The sequence below is a fragment of the Pseudoalteromonas sp. P1-26 genome (genome assembly GCF_001401795.1).
Classification (GTDB): Bacteria; Pseudomonadota; Gammaproteobacteria; order Enterobacterales; family Alteromonadaceae; genus Pseudoalteromonas.
Window position 1 is genome coordinate 86,137 of the sequence record NZ_LKDX01000006.1, and the last position, 23,411, is coordinate 109,547.

Sequence of the window (23,411 nt, forward strand, 5' to 3'; positions counted from 1 at the left end):
ATTTCATTTTATGAAATACTTTAATTCAAATATATCATTTTACGCAAGGTAAAAAATTGCATAGTGTTAATACATACAAAGAACACCACGTCGGTTCTTTGATTTTCTAACAAAATTGTATTTATAGGACACTAACAATGGCGAATTATTTTAATACTCTTCCTTTGAGAGAGCAGTTAGCGCAATTAGCGCAGTGTGAATTTATGGACCCAGCAGAGTTTGCTGATGGTGTAGACGCTTTAAAAGGGAAAAAACTCGTTATTGTCGGTTGTGGCGCACAAGGCCTTAACCAAGGTTTAAATTTACGTGATTCAGGTTTAGATGTTTCTTATACTCTTCGTGAGTCAGCTATTGCTGAGCGTCGTCAATCTTTCTTAAACGCATCTGAAAATGGTTTTACTGTAGGCACTTATGAAGAGCTTATCCCAACAGCAGATGTAGTATTAAACCTAACGCCTGATAAACAACATACGGCTGTTGTAACTGCCATCATGCCGTTAATGAAACAAGGTGCAACACTTGCTTATTCACACGGCTTCAACATTGTTGAAGAAGGCATGCAAATCCGTGAAGACTTAACAGTAATCATGGTTGCACCTAAGTGCCCTGGTTCAGAAGTACGTGAAGAATACAAACGTGGCTTTGGTGTACCAACATTAATTGCGGTTCACCCAGAAAACGACCCTCAAGGCCATGGTTTAGCGCAAGCTAAAGCGTATGCAGCAGGTACCGGCGGTCATCGTGCGGGTGTATTAAAATCATCATTCATTGCAGAAGTTAAATCTGACTTAATGGGTGAGCAAACGATTCTATGTGGCATGTTACAAACAGGCTCACTACTTTGCTTCGATAAAATGGTCGAAAAAGGCATTGATGCAAGTTACGCATCAAAACTAATCCAATACGGTTGGGAAGTGATCACTGAAGCACTTAAGTATGGTGGCGTAACTAACATGCTTGACCGCTTATCAAACCCAGCAAAAGTGAAAGCATTTGAATTAAGTGAAGAACTTAAAACAATTATGCGTCCACTTTATAACAAGCATATGGACGATATCATCAGCGGCGAATTCTCTCGCGGTATGATGGCTGACTGGGCTGAAGATGACGCAAAATTACTAGCATGGCGCGCAGAAACTGCTGAAACTGCATTCGAAAAGCAACAAAATACCGACCAAGAGATCAGCGAGCAAGCATTCTTCGATCAAGGTATTTTAATGGTTGCCATGGTTAAAGCAGGTGTTGAGCTTGCTTTCGAAACCATGACTGCGGCAGGTATCATCGCTGAATCTGCTTACTATGAATCACTACACGAAACGCCGCTTATCGCAAACACCATTGCTCGTAAGAAGCTTTTCGAAATGAACCGAACTATTTCAGATACTGCAGAGTATGGCTGTTACTTATACAACCACGCGTGTTTACCGCTGCTACAAGACTTTATGAAAGGCATCGATACAGATGTGATTGGTAAAGGTCTTGATAGTGCAAGCAACCAAGTTGATAACCAAACCTTGATTGCCGTGAATAAAGCACTACGCGAGCACCCGGTTGAAATCATTGGTAGCAAGCTACGTGGTTACATGTCAGCAATGAAGAAAATTGTTTAACCCTGGAAAGTAAGTTTCGCTTGTTAGAAACCAAGCCCAATTGCTTATATGCTTTGGGCTTTTTTTTTGTCCCTACATTGATTCGTCATCTGTAAAGTGTATGCTAAAATTACTGACTTAAATGTTGTAAACTAAGACACTTTCATGGCGTTAAATCAACTCACCATTACTAAAAAAATTACACTGCTTGGCAGTTCTATAGCTCTCATTGTTGCTGCGTTAATCGGCGCAACAGCGATATACAGTGCAAAACAAATCATCGAAAAACGAATGATAGAATCTGAGCTACCTAGCAAACTTCAAGCAATTGATAACTATATTACTCACGATATAAATCAAATGATCAGTGCAGCTGAGCAACTCTCTAGTAACGAGTTTGTATTAGAGTGGGCGCGTTCAGGCAATACTGATGATAAAACACTGCTAAAAGAACTTAACCGCCTTGTTAAGCAATACGATTTAGCAACCGCCTCGTGGGCTAATCGTGAAACGGCACAATATTGGAACCAAGACGGTTTCTTGCGCGTTTTAACACAAGAACAAGATGGTTGGTTTTTTGCGTTTACAAACACCGCACAGCCTTTTTCTATCAGTATCTATCAAGAATCACCGACTGATGTGAAAATGTTTGTAAACCACCAGCAAACCAACGGCATTGGTTTAGCAGGCCTTGCTAAAAGCATTGACGATATGCAGGCTATGCTGCAGCGCTTCCAAATCGAAGAAACCGGTTTTGTATTTGTTGCCGATAAAAACGGCCTCATACAGTTACATAAAGACGAAAATAAGGTCGCTAAAGCTAAATTGGATGACGTTTATAAAACGGGAATCACGCGTACTCTGCTAACGCAAAGCGACTTCAATTTACAAGAGATTGATCTTAATGGTGAAGCAACCTTAGTGGCTGCAAGTCCAATTAAAAACACCGATTTATTTGTTATTGCCCAAGTACCTAAGCACGAAGTGTTTTCGAGTATTCAGGTTTTACAATGGCAAATCATCAGCTTTGCAATAGTGATTGCGCTGATCGCAAGTTTTGCTGGTTTAGTGCTTGCACGCACGCTTTCATCGCCGCTGTCGAAAATGGCTGAGTTATTCACCCGTTTAGGCTCTGGTGATGCTAACTTAGCATATAGACTTCCTGACTCTGAGCAGCCAGAACTTGCTAACTTATCTGCTGGCTTTAACCAATTTATCTCTAAGATTGAAACTGCAATTAGCCAAGTAGCTCAAGAGAGTAGTGAAATCAGACAAAGCGCTGATCATGTGTTTCAGCAAGCACAAAAGAACTCAGTAGCACTTGATAATCAAAAAGAGCAAACAATCTCTGTTGCTGCGGCAATTAATGAAATGGGTGCGACAGTGCAAGAAATTGCCTCAAGCGCAGCGAACACGGCTAAGCTCACTGAGAATAGTAAGCAGAACACTGAACAAAGCCATACTCAGGTAACGCAAAGTAAAGAAGCGATAATAGAGCTGGCATGTGATATCGATAATATCACCGAGCAAGTAAACGAGTTGGCAAATAAAACGCAAGCTATCGCCAGTATTGTTGACTCTATCAGGGGTATTTCTGAACAAACCAACTTGTTAGCACTCAACGCAGCGATTGAATCTGCTCGTGCGGGTGAGCACGGCCGAGGCTTTGCTGTTGTAGCTGATGAAGTAAGAGCGCTTGCAAATCGCACTTCACAATCAACAACTGAAATTCAAACTATGATCAGTGAACTTACCAGTACCTCTGATTTAGTAGTGAATCACATCAATCACTCGAAATCACAAGCTCAATTAAGCGTTGATGCAATGCAGAGCTCTGTTGAATTACTTAATGCCATTAACGATGCTGCCAATGAAATAAACGATATGGCAACCTTAATAGCAACTGCGACCGAAGAGCAAAGTAATGTTGTGGCAGATGTGGGTCGTAACATTGAGCAAATAAGTGACATTAGTGATAACGTCATGCGTGAACAAATTGACAGTGAACAAGCAATCAAAGACTTAGCGAACAGTGCGCAAACTCTTGATGACCTTGTTGCGACTTTTGATAAACGCTGACACGTTTTGTAACAGTTAACCCTGACCCTTTTTCATTCACGGCCTATACTTAAATGGTATTAGGCCATGATTTAAGAGGGTCAGATGAAATTATCTAGCATTGTTTTAGCCTCAAGCTTTTGCTTATTAACGGCGTGTAGTAGTACAGAAAATAACACCGCTCCCCCACCACTTGCTTTGACGCAAAGTAATACGTTTACTCAAACCCCAGTTGAAACTCAACAAGAGATTTTTGCATTAAGCGAACATGTTAAAGAGCAACTTGATAATGCTTTTCCAAAAGACAGCCGTTCATTGCAAAGCACTAAACGTTTGCTGAAGTTCCTGTTGCAAAATGGCGATGCGTCTTTATCTTATCAATCTGGTGCTACCTTAACCGCTAATCAAGCCTACTCAAATTTAAACGCCAACTGTTTATCGTTATCGATTTTAGCCTATAGCCTTGCTGACTACCTTGGCCTTGCAGGACAATTTCAAAAAGTGCATATCCCAGAATATTGGGCACTTGATAATGGCTTTAATTTACTCACAGGCCATATCAACTTAAAAGTAAGTGAAGCTCAAAAACTTGTGGTAAATAGAAAAGTCATTTACCCAGAAGAGCGCTCTTTAGTGATAGACTTTGACCCTAACAGCCGCCAAGAAGCGTTTAAAACTAGCAACATCAATAAAGCCCGCATCACAGCAATGTTTTATAACAATAAAGGTGCAGCTGCGATGCTAAAACATGATTATGATACTGCTTTTAGCTATTACAAAGCAGCAGTTGATATTGATAGCAACTACTCAGGTGCATGGGGTAATCTTGGCGTGTTATTCAGATTAACGAATGACTATCAAAGTGCTGAAACAGCCTACCAATACGCGATTAGTTTAGATCCAGACAACAACACCGCCTTAGGCAATTTAGCAAGACTCTATAACCTGACCAATCGTAAAGAGCAAGGTCAAGCTATATTAGCCAAGCTTGATAATAAACGCCAAGCAAACCCGTATTACCATATTTCTTTAGGAAACGACGCCTATACAACCGCCCGTTATCAAGATGCCATAAAGCACTACAAAAAAGCCCGTGACTTAAACCCAACCCTGCATGATACTGATTTTGGTTTAGCGAGAACCTACTATCAATTGGGTGACTTAAAGCTGGCTAAAAAGTATTTAACTATGGCTAACAATAAAGCAGACTTTGATCATGATAAACAGCGTTATGAGAGTAAATTACAAGCGCTTCGCTCGCATACTGCAAAGCTTATTGATTACCGCTAGTGCTGTACTGATAAGCATTGGGCAAGCATTTGCCAATACAGACTTAGAACACGACATCATAACGCTAACATCGGCTCAATTTGCAGGACGAAAAACGAATACCGAGGGCGCGAAATTAGCCGCCGACTTCATAGTAGAGCGCTTTGTAGCACTTGGCTATTCGGTTAATGAACAAGGTTTTACTTATCAATCAGGATTCTTTGGTAAGGCTACAGGACGGAACATTATTGCGTCCCAAAATAGCCGCTGTGAAAACTGTAAAAAAGTTATTTTTACTGCCCACTATGATCACCTAGGGCAAAAAGGCAGTCGGCTTTATCCTGGTGCTAATGACAATGCCAGCGGCGTTGCCGCTTTACTTTATTTAGCTAAACACTTTGCACAAAGCCCCCAGCCCTATCAATTAGTTTTTGTTGCAACCGATGCAGAAGAAAATGGCCTACATGGTAGCGAGTACTTGGTATCGACACTTAATAAAGACGAAATCAAACTTAATATTAATTTAGATATGCTCGTTGTAAACCCACGAAAACCGCGTATCTATGCGTTTTTAGATAAGCAATCATTAGCGCAATATCAAACTGACATTAAAACCCTATCTGATGAGCATCTAACCTTTATGGCAACTAGCTCGTCAGCGAGGCTGAATCGATTATTTGATCTCAAAGTTGATTGGCGCAGAGCAAGTGACCATTATTCATTCGCTAAAGCCGGGATCCCATACATTTATTTTGGCATCGGACACGATAAACATCATCATCAAAGCACCGACACGGCGGCGCACATCGACTTTACATTGTTCGAATATGCCATGGCGAAAATAGCCCTATTTATTGAGAAGCTTCCAAGTTAGTTATTTGGGTAGTTCAGAGGTTAAAACAAACTGCCTTTTTTGTGCTTTGCTGAGCTTTTTTACGCTTATTTCAAGTTTAGTTGCTTCACTACGATTACCTACCTGCTGTTGATAGATAAGTGTTAAAGGCCCTTTGCCTTTGAGGTTTTTAGCCCCTTTTCCCGCTTGATGCTGCATAAAGCGCTTTTCAACGTTAGTGCTGATCCCAGTGTACCAATGACCTAAACGTGTCTGCACTATATACAAATGCCACAGAGCCTCTGAATTTTCGTTGTTTTTTATAAGCTGCTGTAAACTTTCTGGGTTTGCTGTGGTCAAATCTGTGCCTCGTGATTGTTAATCGCATTTCAGTAAAAACAATTACTGAAAAGGGTTTTACCTTCTGTGACTAATCGGTATCATGCAGTGTATAAAAAATAAGGATTCAAACAAATAATGCAGTCGTTTAAAACTTTTTCTTTTTGGTTAGTACTTACCCTTACTTTAAGTGCTACAGCAGGGTGTTCAAGCTGGGTTTACCGAATCAACATTCCTCAAGGTAACTTCCTAGAGCAATCAGATGTAGATAAGCTTCGTGTAAATATGACTCGCGAGCAAGTACTGTATGTACTAGGCAAGCCAGTAGCTGAAGACTCATTTGATAAAAATACCTGGCACTACCTGTACGTATTCAACCTTGGTCGTAGCAACGAGCAACGAAAGTCACTCACTATTAACTTTGAAAACGATAAGCTTGTTTCGTTGTCGGGAGACTATGAACAACCTAGCGAATTTAATACGCCGCTTGAACAAGAGTAATAGCAGCGCAAATTATTAAGGGTAGCCTAAGCTACCCTTTTTTATGCTTTATTTAAAGGGCGACCGCCCGTCACTTTGTTGGCTCGGCCCTCTTCTTTGGCTTTTTCAGCCCGGCGTCTGCGTGCATCCTTTGGATCAGCAATAAGCGGTCGATAGATTTCTATGCGATCGCCATCTTTTACTTCTTGATGCAGTTTACAAGTACGATTCCAAACCCCAAGCGTTAGGTTATTTGCGTCTATTTCTGGGCACTTATCAATAATACCTGACTTAATCACCGCTTGCTCAGCTGTAGTACCTACTGGTACTTCTACCAGCAAACTGGTTGCCGTTGTTGGTAAAGCAAAAACCACTTCAACAGTGATCATGGGCGAACTCCATATACAGTTTTAGCACGTTGTGTAAATGCATTAACCATGTTCTTAGCGACTTCGTTAAATACTTTTCCGAAAGCCATCTCAATAAGTTTACTAGCAAATTCAAACTCAAGGTGAAGCTGAACTTTACATGCTTTATCGTCCAGCGGTAAAAAATGCCATTTACCTTGCAGCTTTTTAAATGGGCCATCGACTAAGCGTAGTGCAACAGTTTGCTCATCTATGAAGGTATTTTCGGTAGTGAACCACTTTTTTAAACCCGCTTTTGAGATCTCTAAACTGGCCGTCATGCCACTGGCTTGTTGTGTGACGATTTTAGCATCTGAGCAATGTGGTAAAAACTCTGGATAAGCATCAACATCATTCACTAAATCAAACATTTCTTTGCTGCTGTACATTACCAGCGCACTTTTTTCTATTTGCGGCATATTCACTCCCAACTTTGTCGGCGAATTTTAGCAAGCTTTGGCTATTTCCCCAAATTTTAGTAACACGAAAATATCTGCAAAGCCTTAAAAAAGCGATGTAAAAACGCTGTTTTTACGTATAATATGAGCCACTATGGCTAAGAAAAAATCATCTAAATCGACAAGTAATACCATCGCGCTTAACAAAAAAGCGCGTCATGAGTATTTTTTACACGATAAGTTCGAAGCAGGGGTTGAACTACAGGGCTGGGAAGTAAAAAGTATCCGAGCTGGTAAAGTAAACATCTCTGAGACTTATATTCACATTAAAAACGGCGAAGCATTTTTACTTGGCAGTCAAATTCAGCCTCTCAACAGTGCTTCTACTCACGTAATTTGCGATCCTTTAAGGTATCGTAAGTTACTTTTAAATAAGCGTGAAATCGATCGTCTTATCGGTGCTACAGAACGCGAAGGTTTTTCATTAATCGCGACTGCAATGTACTGGAAAAAATGCTGGGTGAAGTTGGAGTTCCACCTTGCTAAAGGTAAAAAGATGCACGACAAACGTGAAGACGGAAAAAATAAAGATTGGGCGCGTGAAAAAGAACGCCTAATGAAACATAAAGCTTAATTTATGAAATGAGCCTAACCTTTTTGGTAGGCTCGTACCCCTTACCAGTCCTGACTTTCCCTACTTAAGAACCTTAACCCCTTAATAAACCCATACTTTTTTGCTATTTCAACCTTCTGCATTTACATGATATCAATCTTTGTCGTGATTAATTCACAACACTTTCACAATTATACAAGGATTGAAATATATGAAGAACACCCATCGCTTTATACAACGACCTCTCTATGCATTTACAGTTGCAGCATTAGCAGGCACAAGTTTTATGTCAGCTGCTGCAGAGTCAGACGGAGCTGAAAAGGTCGAGCGTATTGAAGTTACAGGTTCTCGCATTAAGCGCTCAGATATTGAAGGGCCATCACCGGTTCAATCAATCAGTCGTGCAGACATCGATAACATGGGCTACGACAACCTACAACAACTATTAGAACGTATGCCAGTTGCAGGTAATGGTACTTTCTCTACTCGCGGTAATAACCAAGACTCTACAGCTAATGGTGCTGCAGCAGTCAGCCTTCGAGGCTTAGGCTCAGACGCAACATTGGTACTTATTAATGGCCGTCGTGTATCTATTAGCGCTTTTGCTGAAAGCATTACTAATTCGTTTGTTGATATCAACTCAATCCCTGTCTCTGCGATTGAGCGTATCGATATTTTAAAGGATGGCGCATCAGCTATTTATGGTTCTGATGCAGTTGCAGGTGTAGTTAATATTATCTTAAAAAAAGATATTAACGGCCTAGAGGTAAACCTTGGATATGGTGGCACTGACGGTCCTAACTACGAAGAAAAAACAGCAAGCCTAGTTTGGGGTACCAGTACAGAGAAAAGCAGCGCATCAATTATTATTGATTATTTTAACAATACCGCGCTCTCTTCTGATGAAATGGGCCGCCTAGGCACAGCAAACCAAGAACCATACGGTGGTATGGATTTTCGCTCATCCCGTGGCTTCCCAGGCTACTTCTATGTAGATGGTGAAAAAACCATTGATCCGGCCTGTCCGGCAGAAAATGCAACTGCAAGTGGCAGCTGCTTATTTGACTACGGCCCATATGGTTACGTAACTCCAGCATCTGAGCGTGTCGGTGCTATCTCACAATTTGAATATAACTTCGACAATGGTATTTCAGCTTTCTTAGAGGTTGCAGTACAACATAATACGTCGCAAGCTGCAGGTGCACCAACGCCTCTTGATGAAGACGCAGGCCTTACCGTGCCAGCAAGCCATCCTAACAACCCGTTTGGCCAAGATATCGAAATTGGTCGCTACAGAACGGTAGATGCCGGCCCTCGCCAATGGGATATTGAATCAGATACGCTGCGTTTTGTTGCAGGCCTAAAAGGTGAGATCAGTGACTGGAGCTGGGAAGCAGCAGTTCAAAAAGGTCGCAGTAAATCAATGCAAACCGGTGACAGAAGCCAAGGTTGGGTGCGCACTGATTTCTTACAACAAGAAATCGATGCTGGTAACTATAACCCATTTGGTGGCACCTATAATGACCAAGCAGTGATTGACCGTATCACGACAAGCTTAGTGCGCCGTGGTGAGTCTCATATGACTTCATTTGATGCAAATATCAGTGGTGAAGCATTCAGCTTTGGCGATGATGTGGTGATGATGGCTGCTGGTATTGAATACCGTGAAGAAGATGTAAGCGACATTCCAGACGATCAATTCCAACGTGGTTTAATCTTTGGTACTGAATCTGTCTCAGCCGCTGCTGAACGCGACCAATACGCAGCTTACATTGAGTTTTCAATTCCGTTAGCAGACAACCTAGAACTGCAATTAGCGGGTCGATACGATGACTACAGTGATTTTGGCTCAACAACAAACCCTAAAGTAGCTGTTCGCTGGGCACCAACTGATTCAATCACTGTGCGTGGCTCATGGGCTCAAGGTTTCCGCGCGCCTTCACTGGCACAAATTGGTTTAGGTCCATCTGAAGAGAGTCAGTTCTTTGTAGATACTTACCGTTGTCAGGCAACTGGACTTGACTGTAATGCGCTTGATTACAATATCCAATTTGCGGGTAACCCGAACCTTGAAGCTGAAGAATCAGAGTCATGGAATGTGGGTTTCATTTGGGCACCTACCGCTGAATTTGGTTTTGGAATCGATGTATGGAGCATTACACAAGATAATAAGATTGACGAGCAAGAGTTCGGCCCTATTTACGATAACAACTGTAATGACCAAAACAGCACTGTGTGTGTGCGTTTAGCACCACAAAATGGTCAGAGTTTAGGTGTAATCCAAAAAGTTTACAGCACCTTTGAAAACGTTTCATCACAAGAGGTATCTGGTGTCGATGTATCGGCTAACTACACGCATGCGATGAACGATTATGGCTTCTTAAAATTCAATTTAGAATGGGCTTACCAAAACGAATTTAAGAAAGATGGCCGCGATTACACTGGCGAGTACCGTTACCCTGAAAACCGTTGGATTTTCTCAACAAACTGGGAAATGGGTGACTTCAATACTAATGTAAACGTTAGTTACACTGGCGAGTTTGAAGATACCCCAGATATCGACTTTGACGGTAATCTAGACTTTGATAGCAACACATCACGTATGGTTGATTCACAAACGCTAGTTGATTTACAAACTGCGTATAACTTCTCAGAGAAAATCAAACTTTCTGTGGGTGTGAATAACGTGTTTGATGAAGATCCTCCGTTTGCAATCGGTGATGGTGATGGCGACTTATATGGCTATGTATCAAGCGTACATAACCCACGTGGTCGTTATTTCTATACTAAGCTAACAATGCGCTTTAACTGATCTCGTTGAGCTTAAAAACAAAAACCCGCCAATTGGCGGGTTTTTTAATTCTTTAACTAAGGCCTAGATTATAGGTCACCTTCGTTTTCAGAAAGGAATTTAGCAACACCTGCAGGGCTTGCGTCCATACCTTTTTTACCTTCAGTCCAACCAGCTGGACATACTTCACCGTGCTCGCTGTGGAACGCTAGCGCGTCAACCATGCGGATCATTTCGTCGATGTTACGGCCTAGTGGAAGGTCGTTAACTACTTGGTGACGTACGTTACCTTCTTCGTCGATTAGGAAAGAACCACGGAAAGCAACACCTGCTTCTGGGTGCTCAACGTCGTATGCTTGACAGATTTCGTGTTTAACGTCTGCAACTAGTGCATATTTAACTTGACCAATACCACCGTCAGCAACGGCAGTGTTACGCCATGCATTGTGTGAGAATTGTGAATCGATAGAAACACCGATTACTTCAACGCCACGCTTTTGGAACTCTTCAAAACGCTTGTCGAAAGCGATTAGCTCTGAAGGACAAACGAAAGTGAAGTCTAACGGGTAAAAGAAGATAACTGCTTTTTTACCTTTGATAGTTTCTTTTAGGTTGAAGTTTTCAACGATTTCACCGTTACCAAGAACAGCTGCTGCAGTAAAGTCTGGTGCCTGACGGCCAACTAATACACCCATTTTTATCTCCAAATATTTGAGTTTATTTCCAATTGCCTATGCAATACTCACTTAGATATGGTTACTAAAAATCAAAAACCAAGAGTAAGTATTGATAATTTGCAAGATAGTTTAATGAGGTTACAGACAAATGAACAATCGAAAAAAACGATATGCTTAATCGGAAAAATTGATTCGCTGTAAACGTGGATTGAGATAACTCTATATTAGTGTGCGAATTGACCCACAGAACACAAAAAACCCAGCTTTTAGCTGGGTTCTTAAATGAATATCAATACAGACGCTTAGTCCATGATATCTTCTGGCATATCACCACGGATTTGCTGCCAGATTTCACCTGTTTGATGACCATATTTACGCATCATAGAAATCGCACCGTCATGCTCACGACGCTCAGCAAGCTCTGTTAGGTCTTTATAAAACTGACGCGCTAATTCACGAGTACGTGAATCAGAGAAGTAATGGCAGCCAATTTTTGAGTAGAAACCTTTAAAACCATTTAAGATAAGCACATAGATACGATTATTACCTGCTACTGCTAATTCATGGTGAACTTTATAATCGTAATCAGCAAATGCTTGAGCACTGTCTTCAAGTTCTTCACTTTGCGATAAAATTTCAATTACACGCTCTGGGGCAAGTTTAATAGCCGCACGGGTATAAATTGCGCTGATATTAGTGCGAGCAGAAAGTAATTGGTCTGTAAGCTCTGGCATTTTGTCTTCATCAAGACGTGCTAGCGTCTCTAAAATGTTAAGACCCGAGGTTTCCCAGAAGTTATTTACACGGGTAGGTTTACCGTGTTGAATCGTTAGCCAGCCATCACGGGCTAGACGCTGAAGTACTTCACGTAAGGTTGTACGTGTTACACCAATCAGCTCTGACAATTCACGTTCAGCAGGAAGAATTGAGCCTGGCGGAAAGTCACCATTCCAAATAGATTCAACAATGTATTCTTCAGCAAAACCTGCTGGGCTTTTCGCTTTAAAAATTCTCATCCAATTTCCACTTGAGTTAGCAACTACTTTTACCGCATTTGGTGTTCAACTCACTGATTGTACCAGATGATCAGCAACTAACAAGTAAACTAACTCCGCAGTGCATAAAAATCTGTAAAATCTCGATAAATAAATGACCTTTTGGATTAAAAGTACACCAAATAACAATACTTTCGGTATATTGAATTTCCAAATATTAACAATAACAACCAGCACTATTAAAAGGTACGGCCATGCAGCAGCGCGTTTTACCAGCAATATTTAAAAATTTTTTGGGGACTTCACCACAGTGGTATAAATACACCATTATTGCGTTTTTACTAATCAACCCGGTGTTATTTCAACTTAACCCTTATCTGGCAGGATGGGTGTTAGTGCTAGAGTTTATTTTTACACTCGCCATGGCGCTTAAATGTTACCCGCTACAACCGGGAGGCTTATTAGCAATTGAGGCCTTATTTATCGGCATGACAACCGCCGGCCAAGTTGAACATGAAATAGTGCAAAATATCGATGTGATCCTGTTACTTATCTTTATGGTTGCCGGCATCTATTTTATGAAAGACTTGCTTTTGTATATCTTCACAAAGCTGGTTGTTTCGGTGCGAAGTAAAACCGTATTGTCGCTGTCGTTCACGATTGCTGCGGCTTTTTTATCTGCTTTCTTAGATGCGTTAACGGTGATGGCCGTTGTTATTGCTGTCGCGATGGGCTTTTACAGTATTTACCACAAGGTTGCATCAGGAAAAGACTCTAGCAGCGAGCATGATATTAATGACGATAACCAAGTTCGCCCTGTCAATCGTCAGGAGCTTGAAGAGTTTCGTGCTTTTCTTCGTAACTTATTAATGCATGCATCAATTGGTACTGCCTTAGGCGGTGTTTGTACCATGGTAGGTGAGCCACAGAACTTGATCATTGCAGAGCGTGCTGGCTGGTTATTTGGCGAATTTTTCTTCCGAATGTTGCCTATTACTTTACCCGTTATGATCGCCGGTATTGCTACTACTTTCTTACTCGAAAAAACCAAAGCCTTTGGTTACGGCGCAAAACTCCCTGCCCCCATCCACACGATTTTATCGGATCATGCCAAAAAGCTTGAGAAAAAACGCACCACACGCGACAAAGTGAACCTAGCGATTCAAGCTTTCATTGCTGTTTGGTTGATCATAGGTTTAGCCCTTCACCTAGCCACTGTTGGTTTAATTGGTTTGTCTGTAATTATTTTTGCCACAGCCAGTGCTGGTATTATTGAAGAACACCAGTTAGGTAAAGCATTTGAAGAAGCCCTACCATTCACAGCATTACTTTGCGTATTCTTCTCAATTGTCGCAGTTATTATCGACCAGCATTTATTTACACCTGTGATCGCATGGGTGCTTACCTTTGAAGGTCAGCTGCAACTAGTGATGTTCTTTATTGCCAACGGTATTCTGTCGATGGTCAGCGATAACGTTTTCGTGGGTACTGTGTATATCAATGAAGTGGCTGCTGCGTTACAGGCAGGTCAAATTACCCGTGATCAGTTTGATTTGTTAGCTGTAGCAATTAATACCGGTACCAACCTGCCAAGTGTTGCTACACCAAATGGACAAGCTGCATTCTTATTCTTGCTTACATCAACATTAGCCCCTGTGTTAAGGCTATCTTATGGACGCATGGTATACATGGCGCTACCTTATACCATAGTGTTGACGATTGTTGGCTTGAGCATGACTTTATTCAGCCTTTCAGATATGACTGACTTACTTTATCAATGGGGATTAATCAATCACCACAGCGGTGCGTTACCTGGCTCATTAGGTGGTCATTAAAACGATTATTTAAAACAATTTATTTGCAACAAAAAAGCCCGTTTGATGCGGGCTTTTTTGCTAGAGCTCTTTTTTGCTAAATAAGAGGCATTTAATCAAGTACTTTCGCGTCGTTTGCTTTATTAAGTAAGCTGCGGCTTTGCGTTAAGAAATGTGCAGTTGCATCAGAGAAGTATTCTTTTGCATCAGCAAATGCGGCAATCAATGATGCTTTATCCCCAGCTTTTAGCTTTTCTAGCGTGTCTGCAAAAGTATCTTGGTAGTTGGCAAGCAGTGCTTCTACATCGTCGAATTGCGCTAACATGATGTCAGAGTAAAGCTCTGGCGATTGGGCAAATAAGCGCCCTACCATCATTAACTCTAATTGATAAATGGGTGATGAGCAGCTGCGAAGCTCTGCAAGTGTATGGCTTTGCTTGGCAAGAAACTGGCCATATACAAAGGTTGTTAAGTGGCGCATAACCTGAATGATCTGCATTGCTTCATCGTGTTTTTTAGCATCCATTTCAACTACTTGACAGCCCCAAACTTGTAGTTGTGCCATTAACCCTTTAGCCACTTCATGATCTCGCCCTTCACACACGACGACCGTTTGCTTTACCCAGTGTGAAATATCTGGGCCAAACATGGGGTGTAAGCCAACTACTGGGCCGCTATGAGCCGCCATAAGTGCTTTTAAAGGCTTTTGCTTAACAGAGGTAATATCAACCAGCAAACAGTCATCATCAAGTGTTGGTAATGCTGCGACGATTTGCTCAAGTGCATTAATTGGCACACTGACAAGAACCAATTTTGCCCCTTTTAATATCGTTTCACTTTGTGCTTGCTGTGCTTTATCTAAAATACGCACTTCATAACCTGAACGAGTAAACTGTTGTGCAAACAACTGGCCCATTGCACCTTCACCACCAACAATTACAATAGGTGATAACTGAGGCGCAACACAAGCAAGGCTACCTTGCTGATTCTGATAAGCTTCACGCATCATACGGCGTAGGATGTCCTCAACTAACTCAGGGTTAACCCCTTGTGCGATTGCTTCTTGACGACGTGCCGCGAGTAAATCAGCCTCGCGATCAGGTGCATGTAATGGAGCACCGATTTGTTGCTTAATTGCGCCTATTTTTTCTGTAATCCCATTACGCTTTGCCAGTAATGCCACCAATTGCGCATCACATTCATCTATTCCTGCTCTTAAATCAGCTAGATCATTCACTGTTACCACGTTACCACACCTCAAACCCTTAAAACGTAAATATTTATATACAAAAAAGTAAAGCTTTTAATACAAATTATAGTAACAGGATAACAGCCAAAGCACAAAGCCCTAACGTGCATGTAGCATAGCTCATAAAGGGATAACAGATAATTTAGAAGGGAGTATTTCTCAGGGGAGAGAAATTTTTTTGTGGTATAAAAACCAAAACGGGTTGCAACCTAAGGCTGCAACCCGTTTTATTTTGCGTTGTAAAACAGCGCGTATTAGTTAAGTTTTTCTCTAATACGTGCAGATTTACCAGAACGCTCACGTAGATAGTAAAGTTTCGCACGGCGAACTGCACCGCGACGTTTAACTGAGATACTATCGATAAGAGGGCTGTGCGTTTGGAATACACGCTCAACACCTTCACCGCTCGAGATTTTACGAACTGTGAATGCTGAGTGAAGACCACGATTACGCTTAGCGATTACAACACCTTCAAAGGCCTGTAGACGCTCTTTGTTACCTTCTTTTACACGTACCTGTACAACTACTGTATCACCAGCGCCGAATGCTGGTACGTCTGTTTTAAGCTGCTCTTCTTCAAGCGCTTTAATAATATTTTGGTTTACTTTTGCCATTATATTTCTCACTTTCCTAGGTGTAACTGTCTTCTAGCCACAAGCTTGTTGGTACTCTTGCTGAAATTCAGCAAGGAGTGCCGCTTGCTCCTCAGTCAGAGCTAGGTTATGCAACAAGTCAGGACGACGAAGCCAAGTTCTACCAAGTGATTGCTTTGTGCGCCACTTAGCGATTTCTTGGTGGTTTCCGCTGAGTAATACAGCAGGCACCTGTTTATCATCCAATGTCTCTGGCCGTGTATAGTGAGGACAATCAAGCAAGCCATTCGAAAATGAATCCTGCTCAGCTGACTGGTTATGACCTAACACCCCTGGTACTAATCGTGCTACTGCATCAATTAGCGTCATCGCGGGTAGCTCACCACCACTTAAAATAAAATCACCAATTGACCATTCTTCGTCAACGTATGATTCTATAATTCGCTCATCTATACCTTCATAGCGACCTGCAATTAAAATCAGCTTTTCTGATTGTGCAAGCTCGCTTGCACCTTGCTGATCTAATTTGCGCCCTTGCGGTGACATATAAATTACTTTTGCACCATCACCTGCCGCTTTTTTAGCGTCAAGGATAGCTTGTTTCAATGGTTCAACCATCATTAACATGCCAGGACCGCCCCCGTAAGGACGATCATCCACAGTTCTATGCTTATCAGTAGCATAGTCACGTGGGTTCCAACAGTTAAAGTCGATTAGACCATTTTTAACTGCGCGACCTGTTACCCCTTGGGTGGTAATCGCATCAAACATGTCCGGGAAAAGGCTTATCACCCCTACCCATAGCGAACTCGTTTGTGACATTAAAACCCTGGGTCCCAGTCTACGGTAATTTCTCTTGCATCATGTTTAACTTCTTTAATAACAGAATCTGTTAAGAAAGGAATTAAACGCTCTGCTTGGCCAAATGCATCTTTTTTGTTTGCTTTCACAACCAAAACGTCATTTGACCCTGTCTCCATTAGGTCATCAACAGTGCCTAAGTTATAACCTTTATCAGTTACAACAGACATGCCGATCAGATCTCGCCAATAGAATTCACCTTGCGGTAATTCTGGTAGCTGCGCTGCATCTACTGAGATTTCTGCATTGGTTAAAGCCATTGCTTCGTCTCGGTCGTTTACTTGCGCAACTTTAGCGATAAAGCCTTTGTTGTGGCGACGCCAGTCGACCACTTCTAAGGTCTGCCATTTACCTTGTTGCCCTATCAACCATGGGCTGAAATCGAAGATCCCTTCGGGATCATCAGTAAATGAATGCACCTTAAGCCAGCCCTTTATACCATACGGGGCACCGAGCTTTCCTACTGTAATATACGAGGTGTTCTCTTGACTCATGGTTACTCTTACGCCTATTAAGCCGCTTTACGAGCGTCTTTAACTAACTTAGCTACGCGATCTGAAAGAGATGCGCCTTGACCTACCCAGTGATCAACACGAGATAAATCTAAACGTACTTTTTCTTCCTGACCAGAAGCGATTGGGTTAAAGAAACCTACTTTCTCGATGAAGCGACCGTCACGCGAGAAACGGCTATCCGCAACCACAATTTGATAGAAAGGGCGTTTTTTAGCGCCACCACGTTGCAAACGAATAGTTACCATACCGTCCTCTACATTAGATTGACTGTTTTCATTAATAAGATTTACTCCCCAGTACGGGAAGCTGGGGAATTGTACGAGTTTTTTGCAACATTGCAAGTAAGAACTGCTGCAAAATGTAAGTTTAGTTGATTAAACACTGATCTGGGCTTTAAATCTTACATGCAGCTAACAACTACGCATAAATTATCTACAAAAAAAGGAGCTATATGCTCCTTTTTATACACTTAATAAACAGCACTATTAAAATTTAGGGCCGCCACCCATCATACCTGGTGGTAACATGCCTTTCATGCCGCGCATCATTTTCTTCATGCCACCTTTGCCTTTCATCTTCTTCATCATCTTCTGCATTTGCGTAAATTGCTTAAGCAGTTTATTGATTTCTTGCACCTGAGTGCCAGAACCTGCTGCAATACGTTTTTTACGCGAGCCTTTGATGATTTCCGGGCGAGCACGCTCTTTTGGCGTCATAGAGTTGATGATAGCTTCCATTTGTACGAAAGTTTTATCACCCATCTGGCCTTTTACAGCGTCTGGTAGGTTTTGCATGCCTGGCAGCTTATCTAGCATCGACATCATACCGCCCATGTTCTTCATCTGACGAAGTTGCTCAGCAAAGTCATCTAATGTGAAACCATCACCTTTAAATACTTTTTCGGCAACTTTAGCGGCTTTCTCTTTATCTACTTTCATTTCGACTTCTTCGATTAATGAAAGTACATCACCCATACCTAGGATACGAGAAGCAATACGGTCAGGGTGGAATGGTTCAAGAGCATCAGTGCGCTCACCCACACCCATGAACTTAATTGGCTTACCGGTAATATGACGAATCGATAATGCAGCACCACCACGAGCATCACCATCGGTCTTGGTTAAGATCACACCACTTAAAGGAAGCGCCTCATCAAATGCTTTTGCAGTGTTTGCTGCATCTTGACCTGTCATCGCATCAACAACGAACAAGGTTTCGATTGGGTTAATCGCACTGTGAAGTGCTTTGATCTCATCCATCATGTCGTTATCGACGTGTAAACGACCTGCGGTATCAACTAATACCACATCAATGAATTTCTTCTTCGCGTGCGAAATCGCATTGTTTGCGATATCAACCGGCTTTTGTGAAATGTCACTTGGGAAGAACTCAACCCCCACTTCATCAGCCAGTGTTTCAAGCTGTTTAATTGCTGCCGGACGATAAACGTCAGCACTCACAACTAATACAGATTTCTTTTTACGCTCTTTTAAGAATTTAGCTAGTTTACCAACACTGGTCGTTTTACCAGCACCTTGTAAACCCGCCATCATCACGACCGCTGGCGGCTGTGCATTAAGGCTTAGCTCTTCGTTAGCTTCACCCATGGCTTTTTCAAGTTCTTCACGAACAATCTTTATAAAGACTTGGCCAGGGCTTAAGCTCTTTGTTACTTCAACACCTACAGCGCGTTCTTTAACTTGCTTAACGAACTCACGAACAACAGGTAATGCAACGTCCGCTTCCAAAAATGCCATGCGGACTTCGCGTAATGTATCTTTTATATTGTCTTCAGTTAGGCGTCCGCGGCCACTGATATTTTTTAAGGTTTTACCTAAGCGTTCTTGGAGATTCTCAAACATGTAAAGGTTCCGATAAAACGTGTTGCACCTGCAATGTACATAAATCAAACAAGTTTGGCGACAATACAGGCAATATTAAAATTTAATTCCTAGCAGTATACCGTAAATGGTGGTCGACAATACAGTGTTCAAGTGTGCAGTTTGAGTTTCTTTTTACAAACTCTATGCTTTTGCCTTGCTATAAAATACAATGGCATCAAAGAGACAAGGATTTATCGATATAAATTAAGTGGCCAAAACACGATGATTATTAGTTTAACTATTATTGCTAGTTTGTTTTATGTGTTAGCAACGTCACATGTGCTATCACGCCTTTTTCACAAACAAGGTCCAAGCCAAAAGCTCACAGTCATTCTTAGCACTGTGGCTATCCTTGCTCATATGCTATTACTGGTTAATTCAGTTTTTCGTGCTGACGGCCAAGATTTAAGTATCGTCAACGTTGCCTTATTAACCTGTTGGGTCATTGTGGTGTCGGTGACTGCTGTGTCTCTCAAATTCCCCGCGACTTTATTGTTGCCAGTTGTTTATGGTTTTGCAGCCTTACTGACCCTTGCCAGCTTGTTTATACCGCATCATGTGATTTTGCAATCAATCGATGTTGAGCTTGGTTTAGTTACTCACATATCGTTATCACTGCTAGCCTATTGCGTTTTGATAATCTCAACACTTTATGCAGTCCAGTTCTACTTTATTGATAAGCGCCTCAAACGCAAAGACTTGGCAATTGTACACAGCCACCTCCCTCCTTTAATGGTGGTTGAGCGTCAGCTATATCAATTACTCACGCTGGGTACTATCTTACTGACTTTTGCTCTCCTTTCTGGGTTCATCTTCTTAGAGGGAATGTTTGCCAGTGAGTTTATCCACAAAACGGTTTTATCGTTAATTGCTTGGCTAATTTTCACTGTGGTCACTGTAGGTCATTTACGCCAAGGCTGGCGTGGTAAGCCTGTGGTATTTTCGATCATGATAGCCGCTTTTATCTTGTCACTTGCTTATTTTGGCAGCCGTTTCATCCAAGAAGTGGTTCTAAATAAGTTTTAACTTGACTCAGCAAGCTGTCTCTAGCTTAATATGCACTGATTTATAAAAAAAGGATCCATCCTTGGACGACATATCGACTAGTACCCTGTTTATTATATTGGGATTATTGATACTTATTTCTGCTTATTTTTCTGGTTCTGAAACTGGAATTATGTCAATCAACCGTATTCGCCTGCGTCATCTTGCTAAAGAAGATCATCGTGCAGCGAAGCGCGTCAGCAAACTATTAAGTCGCCCTGACAGACTCATTGGTCTGATCTTAATTGGTAATAACCTTGTAAATATCGCTGCAGCACAGGTTGCAACGATTATTGGTATTCGTTTGTATGGTGATCTCGGTATCGCTATTGCAACCGGCGCGCTAACGCTGGTTGTTTTAATCTTTGCCGAAGTAACGCCAAAAACACTTGCTGCGCTATACCCAGAGAAGGTTGCTTTTCCAAGCTCAATTGTGCTCAAAGGCCTATTGAAAATCCTTTTCCCGTTTGTGGTTATCGTAAACTGGATGACCAACGGCATGTTACGCTTGTTTGGTATTACTACCGCACAAATTGAAGAGCACAGCTTAAGTAAAGAAGAACTAAAAACTGTGGTGAACGAATCAGGTGCACTGTTACCTGCTCGCCACCAAAGCATGCTGACTTCAATTTTAGATTTAGAACAAGTCACTGTTGAAGATATCATGATCCCACGCAACGAAATTGTTGCTATCGATATCAATGACGATTGGAAGCTTATCAGCCGCCAACTTACTCATGCACAGCACACCCGTGTACTGTTGTATCGTGACCAAATTGATGATGCTGTTGGCTTTATTCACTCACGTGATGCACTGCGTCTATTAACGAAAGAGCAGTTTGATAAACCATCACTACTACGCGCGGTACGTGAAATTTACTTTATTCCTGAAGGCACATCACTGAACACGCAACTACTTAAGTTTCAACAATCAAAAGAACGTATTGGCTTAGTTGTCGATGAGTATGGTGATATTCAAGGTCTAGTAACGCTTGAAGATATTCTTGAAGAAGTAGTGGGTGATTTCACTACAACGCAAACGCGTACACCGAGTGAAGAAGTAACAGAGCAAGATGATGGCTCAGTACTTGTTGATGGCGGTGCTAACATTCGTGATTTAAATAAAGAAATGGGTTGGGAGCTACCGATTGATGGCCCGAAAACGCTAAGTGGTTTAATCGTTGAATACTTAGAGGACATCCCAGACTCAAACCTAAGTTTACGTATTGCCGGCTACCCTATTGAAGTTATCGAGATAAAAGAAAATATGGTTAAGTTAGTTAAAGTTATTCCAAGTAAACGTACAGAATAATTTTCTACACCATCTAAACAAAAGGAGTAGCTTGCTACTCCTTTTTTGTTACTTATAGCTGAATTACTTCTGAAGATTCACATTTTATTAGCTATCCCGCACACCCGAACACGAATTCCTCTACTATTATTTTCTTTTGCATATATTGATATAAAAGGGAAAATAATGGACGAAATATCAATCGAGAAAATCTATAACCAAGCTATCGAATTGCTGATGCTTTACGGGCCAAAGTTTATCCTCGCAATACTGGTTTTAATTATAGGTTGGTGGTTAATTGGTAGAATTGCCAATATGGCCGAAAAATCAATGAACAAGGTCAAGTTTGAAGTTGGCCTTACGCACTTTTTAGTCTCCTTTATCTCGGTCATTTTAAAAGTACTGTTGCTGATATCTGTTGCTTCTATGATTGGCATAGAAACCACGTCGTTTATCGCAATGCTAGGTGCTGCAGGCCTTGCGGTCGGCATGGCTCTTCAAGGTAGCCTTGCTAACTTTGCAGGTGGCGTGCTTATTCTATTCTTTAAGCCTTTTAAAGTTGGCGATGTAATCGAAGCGCAAGGCTACATGGGTACAGTTGTTGAGATACAAATTTTTGTCACTGTTTTACTCACTTACGACAATGAAAAGATCATTATCCCAAATGGCACGCTATCAAATGGCTGCGTTAAGAATAAGTTTTCAGAGCCAACACACCGCGTTGCAATCGAATTTGGCATTAGTTATGGAGATAATGTCCATAAAGCCCGTGATGTGCTTATGAGCGTGCTTAATGACTATGATTTAATACTAAAAGATATAGAAGATAAAAAACCATCGGTTCATGTTAGCCAGCACGGTGAAAGCCATATTGGCATGTTGGTATGGGCGTGGGTTGAGTCTGATAACTACTGGCCAGTGTATTTTGGCTTATACGAACGCGTTAAAATTGCCTTTGACGCCGCTGATATCACGATTCCATTCCCGCAAAGGGATGTTCACATTCACCAGTTTCCTGGTAAATAACTAACAAAAAGCCCGCTAATTGATGCGGGCTTTCTATTTATGCATTAACTAAACAAGCGTTCAAACCAGTTTTTGTCTAAATCGGCTTCACACTTTTTAAGTTGTGCGCCATAGCGGCTAGCTCGATGTTTAACTTTATTAGCAACGCTCATTAGCCATTTTTTACTTTTATAAGTGCCTCGCTTATAGCCGCCCCACCCTTCGTGGTAATTTAGGTACTGCGCGTAGGCGTCCCATTTCGATATACCATTTACTTTATGAGTTTTGTAAACGAACCAGGCCATAAAGTCGATAGCATCATCAAAATCATCTCTGTCTGCACCGCTGTTACCTGTTTCACGAATGTAATCTGACCATGTTGGGGTTTTTGCTTGAGAGTAGCCATATGCAGAGCTAGCACGTCCGATTGGAATTACCCATAAGAAGTATTCCATTGGTGGCGCTGCATCATGGCGGAATGAGCTTTCTTGATACATCATGCTCATTAGCACATGTTTTGGCGAACCCCATTTTTCTTGTGCATCACGAGCATCGTAATACCAGTCAGGTTTTTCTTCAAAAATCTTACATATATCATGAGGTTGCTCAGGGGGAGCCGTTGCACAACCAGCCAAAGATGCGGCCAGCGATAAAATAATTATACTTTTTTTCATTTTTTTATGGATCTCGCTGAACTTTTTCTCATCA

At 41.6% G+C, this 23,411-nt stretch carries 23 protein-coding genes; 11 read left to right on the top strand and 12 right to left on the bottom strand.

Annotated elements, in window-relative coordinates:
- Positions 1–137 precede the first annotated feature (137 nt).
- From ilvC to AN394_RS05300, 4 genes are all read left to right on the top strand, one after another.
- Entirely contained in the window at positions 138–1,610 is a 1,473-nt protein-coding gene (gene ilvC / locus AN394_RS05285; protein WP_055020946.1) for a ketol-acid reductoisomerase, read from the top strand.
- A gap of 144 nt (positions 1,611–1,754) precedes the next feature.
- Positions 1,755–3,668, top strand: a complete 1,914-nt coding sequence (locus AN394_RS05290) for a methyl-accepting chemotaxis protein (RefSeq protein WP_054561879.1) — start codon at positions 1,755–1,757, stop codon at positions 3,666–3,668.
- Between the two features lie 84 nt (positions 3,669–3,752).
- Positions 3,753–4,937, top strand: a complete 1,185-nt coding sequence (locus AN394_RS05295; RefSeq protein ID WP_054561880.1) for a tetratricopeptide repeat protein — start codon at positions 3,753–3,755, stop codon at positions 4,935–4,937.
- Positions 4,879–5,790 (top strand): M20/M25/M40 family metallo-hydrolase, encoded by a 912-nt coding sequence (locus AN394_RS05300; protein ID WP_160316763.1) that lies wholly within the window; start codon positions 4,879–4,881, stop codon positions 5,788–5,790. The genes AN394_RS05295 and AN394_RS05300 overlap by 59 nt, the downstream gene beginning before the upstream one ends.
- Here AN394_RS05300 and AN394_RS05305 read toward each other — a convergent pair whose 3' ends face one another.
- On the bottom strand, positions 5,791–6,108 hold the full coding sequence (locus tag AN394_RS05305) for a GIY-YIG nuclease family protein (protein ID WP_054561882.1): 318 nt from the start codon (positions 6,106–6,108) through the stop codon (positions 5,791–5,793).
- Between the two features lie 117 nt (positions 6,109–6,225).
- Here AN394_RS05305 and AN394_RS05310 point away from each other — a divergent pair, with 117 nt between their 5' ends.
- Positions 6,226–6,588 (top strand): outer membrane protein assembly factor BamE, encoded by a 363-nt coding sequence (locus AN394_RS05310; protein WP_054551724.1) that lies wholly within the window; start codon positions 6,226–6,228, stop codon positions 6,586–6,588.
- 41 nt (positions 6,589–6,629) lie between these two features.
- Here AN394_RS05310 and AN394_RS05315 read toward each other — a convergent pair whose 3' ends face one another.
- Positions 6,630–6,956 carry an RnfH family protein gene (locus AN394_RS05315; RefSeq protein ID WP_054561883.1) on the bottom strand — a complete coding sequence of 109 codons (327 nt, stop codon included), beginning with the start codon at positions 6,954–6,956 and terminating at the stop codon, positions 6,630–6,632.
- Positions 6,953–7,393 carry a type II toxin-antitoxin system RatA family toxin gene (locus AN394_RS05320; RefSeq protein ID WP_054561884.1) on the bottom strand — a complete coding sequence of 147 codons (441 nt, stop codon included), beginning with the start codon at positions 7,391–7,393 and terminating at the stop codon, positions 6,953–6,955. Before AN394_RS05320 ends, AN394_RS05315 begins: the two co-directional genes overlap by 4 nt.
- 133 nt (positions 7,394–7,526) lie before the next feature.
- Between AN394_RS05320 and smpB the strand changes: the two genes are divergently transcribed.
- On the top strand, positions 7,527–8,006 hold the full coding sequence (smpB, locus tag AN394_RS05325) for an SsrA-binding protein SmpB (RefSeq protein ID WP_054551727.1): 480 nt from the start codon (positions 7,527–7,529) through the stop codon (positions 8,004–8,006).
- A 265-nt stretch (positions 8,007–8,271) separates the two neighbouring features.
- Positions 8,272–10,797 carry a TonB-dependent receptor gene (locus tag AN394_RS05330; protein WP_235575475.1) on the top strand — a complete coding sequence of 842 codons (2,526 nt, stop codon included), beginning with the start codon at positions 8,272–8,274 and terminating at the stop codon, positions 10,795–10,797.
- Positions 10,798–10,865: 68 nt separating this feature from the next.
- Here AN394_RS05330 and AN394_RS05335 read toward each other — a convergent pair whose 3' ends face one another.
- Both AN394_RS05335 and fadR read right to left on the bottom strand, forming a co-directional pair.
- Complete coding sequence (locus AN394_RS05335; protein WP_054561886.1) at positions 10,866–11,471, bottom strand: peroxiredoxin C; 606 nt, start codon at positions 11,469–11,471, stop codon at positions 10,866–10,868.
- A gap of 284 nt (positions 11,472–11,755) precedes the next feature.
- Positions 11,756–12,469 carry a fatty acid metabolism transcriptional regulator FadR gene (gene fadR / locus AN394_RS05340; protein WP_054561887.1) on the bottom strand — a complete coding sequence of 238 codons (714 nt, stop codon included), beginning with the start codon at positions 12,467–12,469 and terminating at the stop codon, positions 11,756–11,758.
- Between the two features lie 233 nt (positions 12,470–12,702).
- Between fadR and nhaB the strand changes: the two genes are divergently transcribed.
- Complete coding sequence (gene nhaB, locus AN394_RS05345) at positions 12,703–14,283, top strand: sodium/proton antiporter NhaB (RefSeq protein ID WP_054561888.1); 1,581 nt, start codon at positions 12,703–12,705, stop codon at positions 14,281–14,283.
- Positions 14,284–14,374: 91 nt separating this feature from the next.
- On the opposite strand, the gene tyrA is transcribed toward nhaB, so the two are convergent.
- From tyrA to ffh, 6 genes are all read right to left on the bottom strand, one after another.
- Positions 14,375–15,508 carry a bifunctional chorismate mutase/prephenate dehydrogenase gene (gene tyrA, locus AN394_RS05350; RefSeq protein ID WP_054561889.1) on the bottom strand — a complete coding sequence of 378 codons (1,134 nt, stop codon included), beginning with the start codon at positions 15,506–15,508 and terminating at the stop codon, positions 14,375–14,377.
- Positions 15,509–15,765: 257 nt separating this feature from the next.
- Positions 15,766–16,125, bottom strand: a complete 360-nt coding sequence (rplS, locus tag AN394_RS05355) for a 50S ribosomal protein L19 (protein WP_054551733.1) — start codon at positions 16,123–16,125, stop codon at positions 15,766–15,768.
- Between the two features lie 33 nt (positions 16,126–16,158).
- On the bottom strand, positions 16,159–16,926 hold the full coding sequence (gene trmD, locus AN394_RS05360; RefSeq protein ID WP_054551734.1) for a tRNA (guanosine(37)-N1)-methyltransferase TrmD: 768 nt from the start codon (positions 16,924–16,926) through the stop codon (positions 16,159–16,161).
- Entirely contained in the window at positions 16,926–17,459 is a 534-nt protein-coding gene (gene rimM / locus AN394_RS05365; protein WP_054561890.1) for a ribosome maturation factor RimM, read from the bottom strand. Before rimM ends, trmD begins: the two co-directional genes overlap by 1 nt.
- Positions 17,460–17,476: 17 nt before the next feature.
- The gene (gene rpsP, locus AN394_RS05370; RefSeq protein ID WP_054551736.1) at positions 17,477–17,725 is read right to left on the bottom strand and encodes a 30S ribosomal protein S16; all 249 of its coding nucleotides are present in this window, start codon (positions 17,723–17,725) and stop codon (positions 17,477–17,479) included.
- 240 nt (positions 17,726–17,965) lie between these two features.
- Positions 17,966–19,342 carry a signal recognition particle protein gene (ffh, locus tag AN394_RS05375; RefSeq protein ID WP_054551737.1) on the bottom strand — a complete coding sequence of 459 codons (1,377 nt, stop codon included), beginning with the start codon at positions 19,340–19,342 and terminating at the stop codon, positions 17,966–17,968.
- Positions 19,343–19,585: 243 nt separating this feature from the next.
- Here ffh and AN394_RS05380 point away from each other — a divergent pair, with 243 nt between their 5' ends.
- The 3 genes from AN394_RS05380 to AN394_RS05390 all read left to right on the top strand — a co-directional run bounded on the left by AN394_RS05380 (position 19,586) and on the right by AN394_RS05390 (position 22,724).
- Complete coding sequence (locus AN394_RS05380) at positions 19,586–20,389, top strand: inner membrane protein YpjD (RefSeq protein WP_054551738.1); 804 nt, start codon at positions 19,586–19,588, stop codon at positions 20,387–20,389.
- 61 nt (positions 20,390–20,450) lie between these two features.
- Positions 20,451–21,719: an HlyC/CorC family transporter gene (locus AN394_RS05385; RefSeq protein WP_130051057.1), complete on the top strand. Its 1,269-nt coding sequence runs from the start codon at positions 20,451–20,453 to the stop codon at positions 21,717–21,719.
- Positions 21,720–21,884: 165 nt separating this feature from the next.
- Positions 21,885–22,724, top strand: a complete 840-nt coding sequence (locus AN394_RS05390; RefSeq protein ID WP_054561892.1) for a mechanosensitive ion channel family protein — start codon at positions 21,885–21,887, stop codon at positions 22,722–22,724.
- Positions 22,725–22,768: 44 nt separating this feature from the next.
- Here the strand turns inward: AN394_RS05390 and AN394_RS05395 are convergent, their stop codons facing one another.
- Positions 22,769–23,377, bottom strand: coding sequence for a hypothetical protein (locus AN394_RS05395; protein ID WP_054551741.1), 609 nt, complete (start codon positions 23,375–23,377; stop codon positions 22,769–22,771).
- Positions 23,378–23,411: the final 34 nt, after the last annotated feature.

Bases quoted from the DNA above. Each gene is read 5' to 3' on its own strand.
- smpB (WP_054551727.1), top strand. From the start codon at position 7,527: ATGGCTAAGAAAAAATCATCTAAATCGACAAGTAATACCATCGCGCTT.
- AN394_RS05320 (WP_054561884.1), bottom strand. From the start codon at position 7,393: ATGCCGCAAATAGAAAAAAGTGCGCTGGTAATGTACAGCAGCAAAGAA.
- ilvC (WP_055020946.1), top strand. From the start codon at position 138: ATGGCGAATTATTTTAATACTCTTCCTTTGAGAGAGCAGTTAGCGCAA.
- nhaB (WP_054561888.1), top strand. From the start codon at position 12,703: ATGCAGCAGCGCGTTTTACCAGCAATATTTAAAAATTTTTTGGGGACT.
- rpsP (WP_054551736.1), bottom strand. From the start codon at position 17,725: ATGGTAACTATTCGTTTGCAACGTGGTGGCGCTAAAAAACGCCCTTTC.
- AN394_RS05330 (WP_235575475.1), top strand. From the start codon at position 8,272: ATGTCAGCTGCTGCAGAGTCAGACGGAGCTGAAAAGGTCGAGCGTATT.
- AN394_RS05310 (WP_054551724.1), top strand. From the start codon at position 6,226: ATGCAGTCGTTTAAAACTTTTTCTTTTTGGTTAGTACTTACCCTTACT.
- AN394_RS05295 (WP_054561880.1), top strand. From the start codon at position 3,753: ATGAAATTATCTAGCATTGTTTTAGCCTCAAGCTTTTGCTTATTAACG.
- AN394_RS05395 (WP_054551741.1), bottom strand. From the start codon at position 23,377: ATGAAAAAAAGTATAATTATTTTATCGCTGGCCGCATCTTTGGCTGGT.
- rplS (WP_054551733.1), bottom strand. From the start codon at position 16,125: ATGGCAAAAGTAAACCAAAATATTATTAAAGCGCTTGAAGAAGAGCAG.
- fadR (WP_054561887.1), bottom strand. From the start codon at position 12,469: ATGAGAATTTTTAAAGCGAAAAGCCCAGCAGGTTTTGCTGAAGAATAC.
- trmD (WP_054551734.1), bottom strand. From the start codon at position 16,926: ATGTCACAAACGAGTTCGCTATGGGTAGGGGTGATAAGCCTTTTCCCG.
- AN394_RS05315 (WP_054561883.1), bottom strand. From the start codon at position 6,956: ATGATCACTGTTGAAGTGGTTTTTGCTTTACCAACAACGGCAACCAGT.
- AN394_RS05300 (WP_160316763.1), top strand. From the start codon at position 4,879: ATGAGAGTAAATTACAAGCGCTTCGCTCGCATACTGCAAAGCTTATTG.
- ffh (WP_054551737.1), bottom strand. From the start codon at position 19,342: ATGTTTGAGAATCTCCAAGAACGCTTAGGTAAAACCTTAAAAAATATC.
- AN394_RS05380 (WP_054551738.1), top strand. From the start codon at position 19,586: ATGATTATTAGTTTAACTATTATTGCTAGTTTGTTTTATGTGTTAGCA.
- AN394_RS05335 (WP_054561886.1), bottom strand. From the start codon at position 11,471: ATGGGTGTATTAGTTGGCCGTCAGGCACCAGACTTTACTGCAGCAGCT.
- AN394_RS05390 (WP_054561892.1), top strand. From the start codon at position 21,885: ATGGACGAAATATCAATCGAGAAAATCTATAACCAAGCTATCGAATTG.
- rimM (WP_054561890.1), bottom strand. From the start codon at position 17,459: ATGAGTCAAGAGAACACCTCGTATATTACAGTAGGAAAGCTCGGTGCC.
- AN394_RS05290 (WP_054561879.1), top strand. From the start codon at position 1,755: ATGGCGTTAAATCAACTCACCATTACTAAAAAAATTACACTGCTTGGC.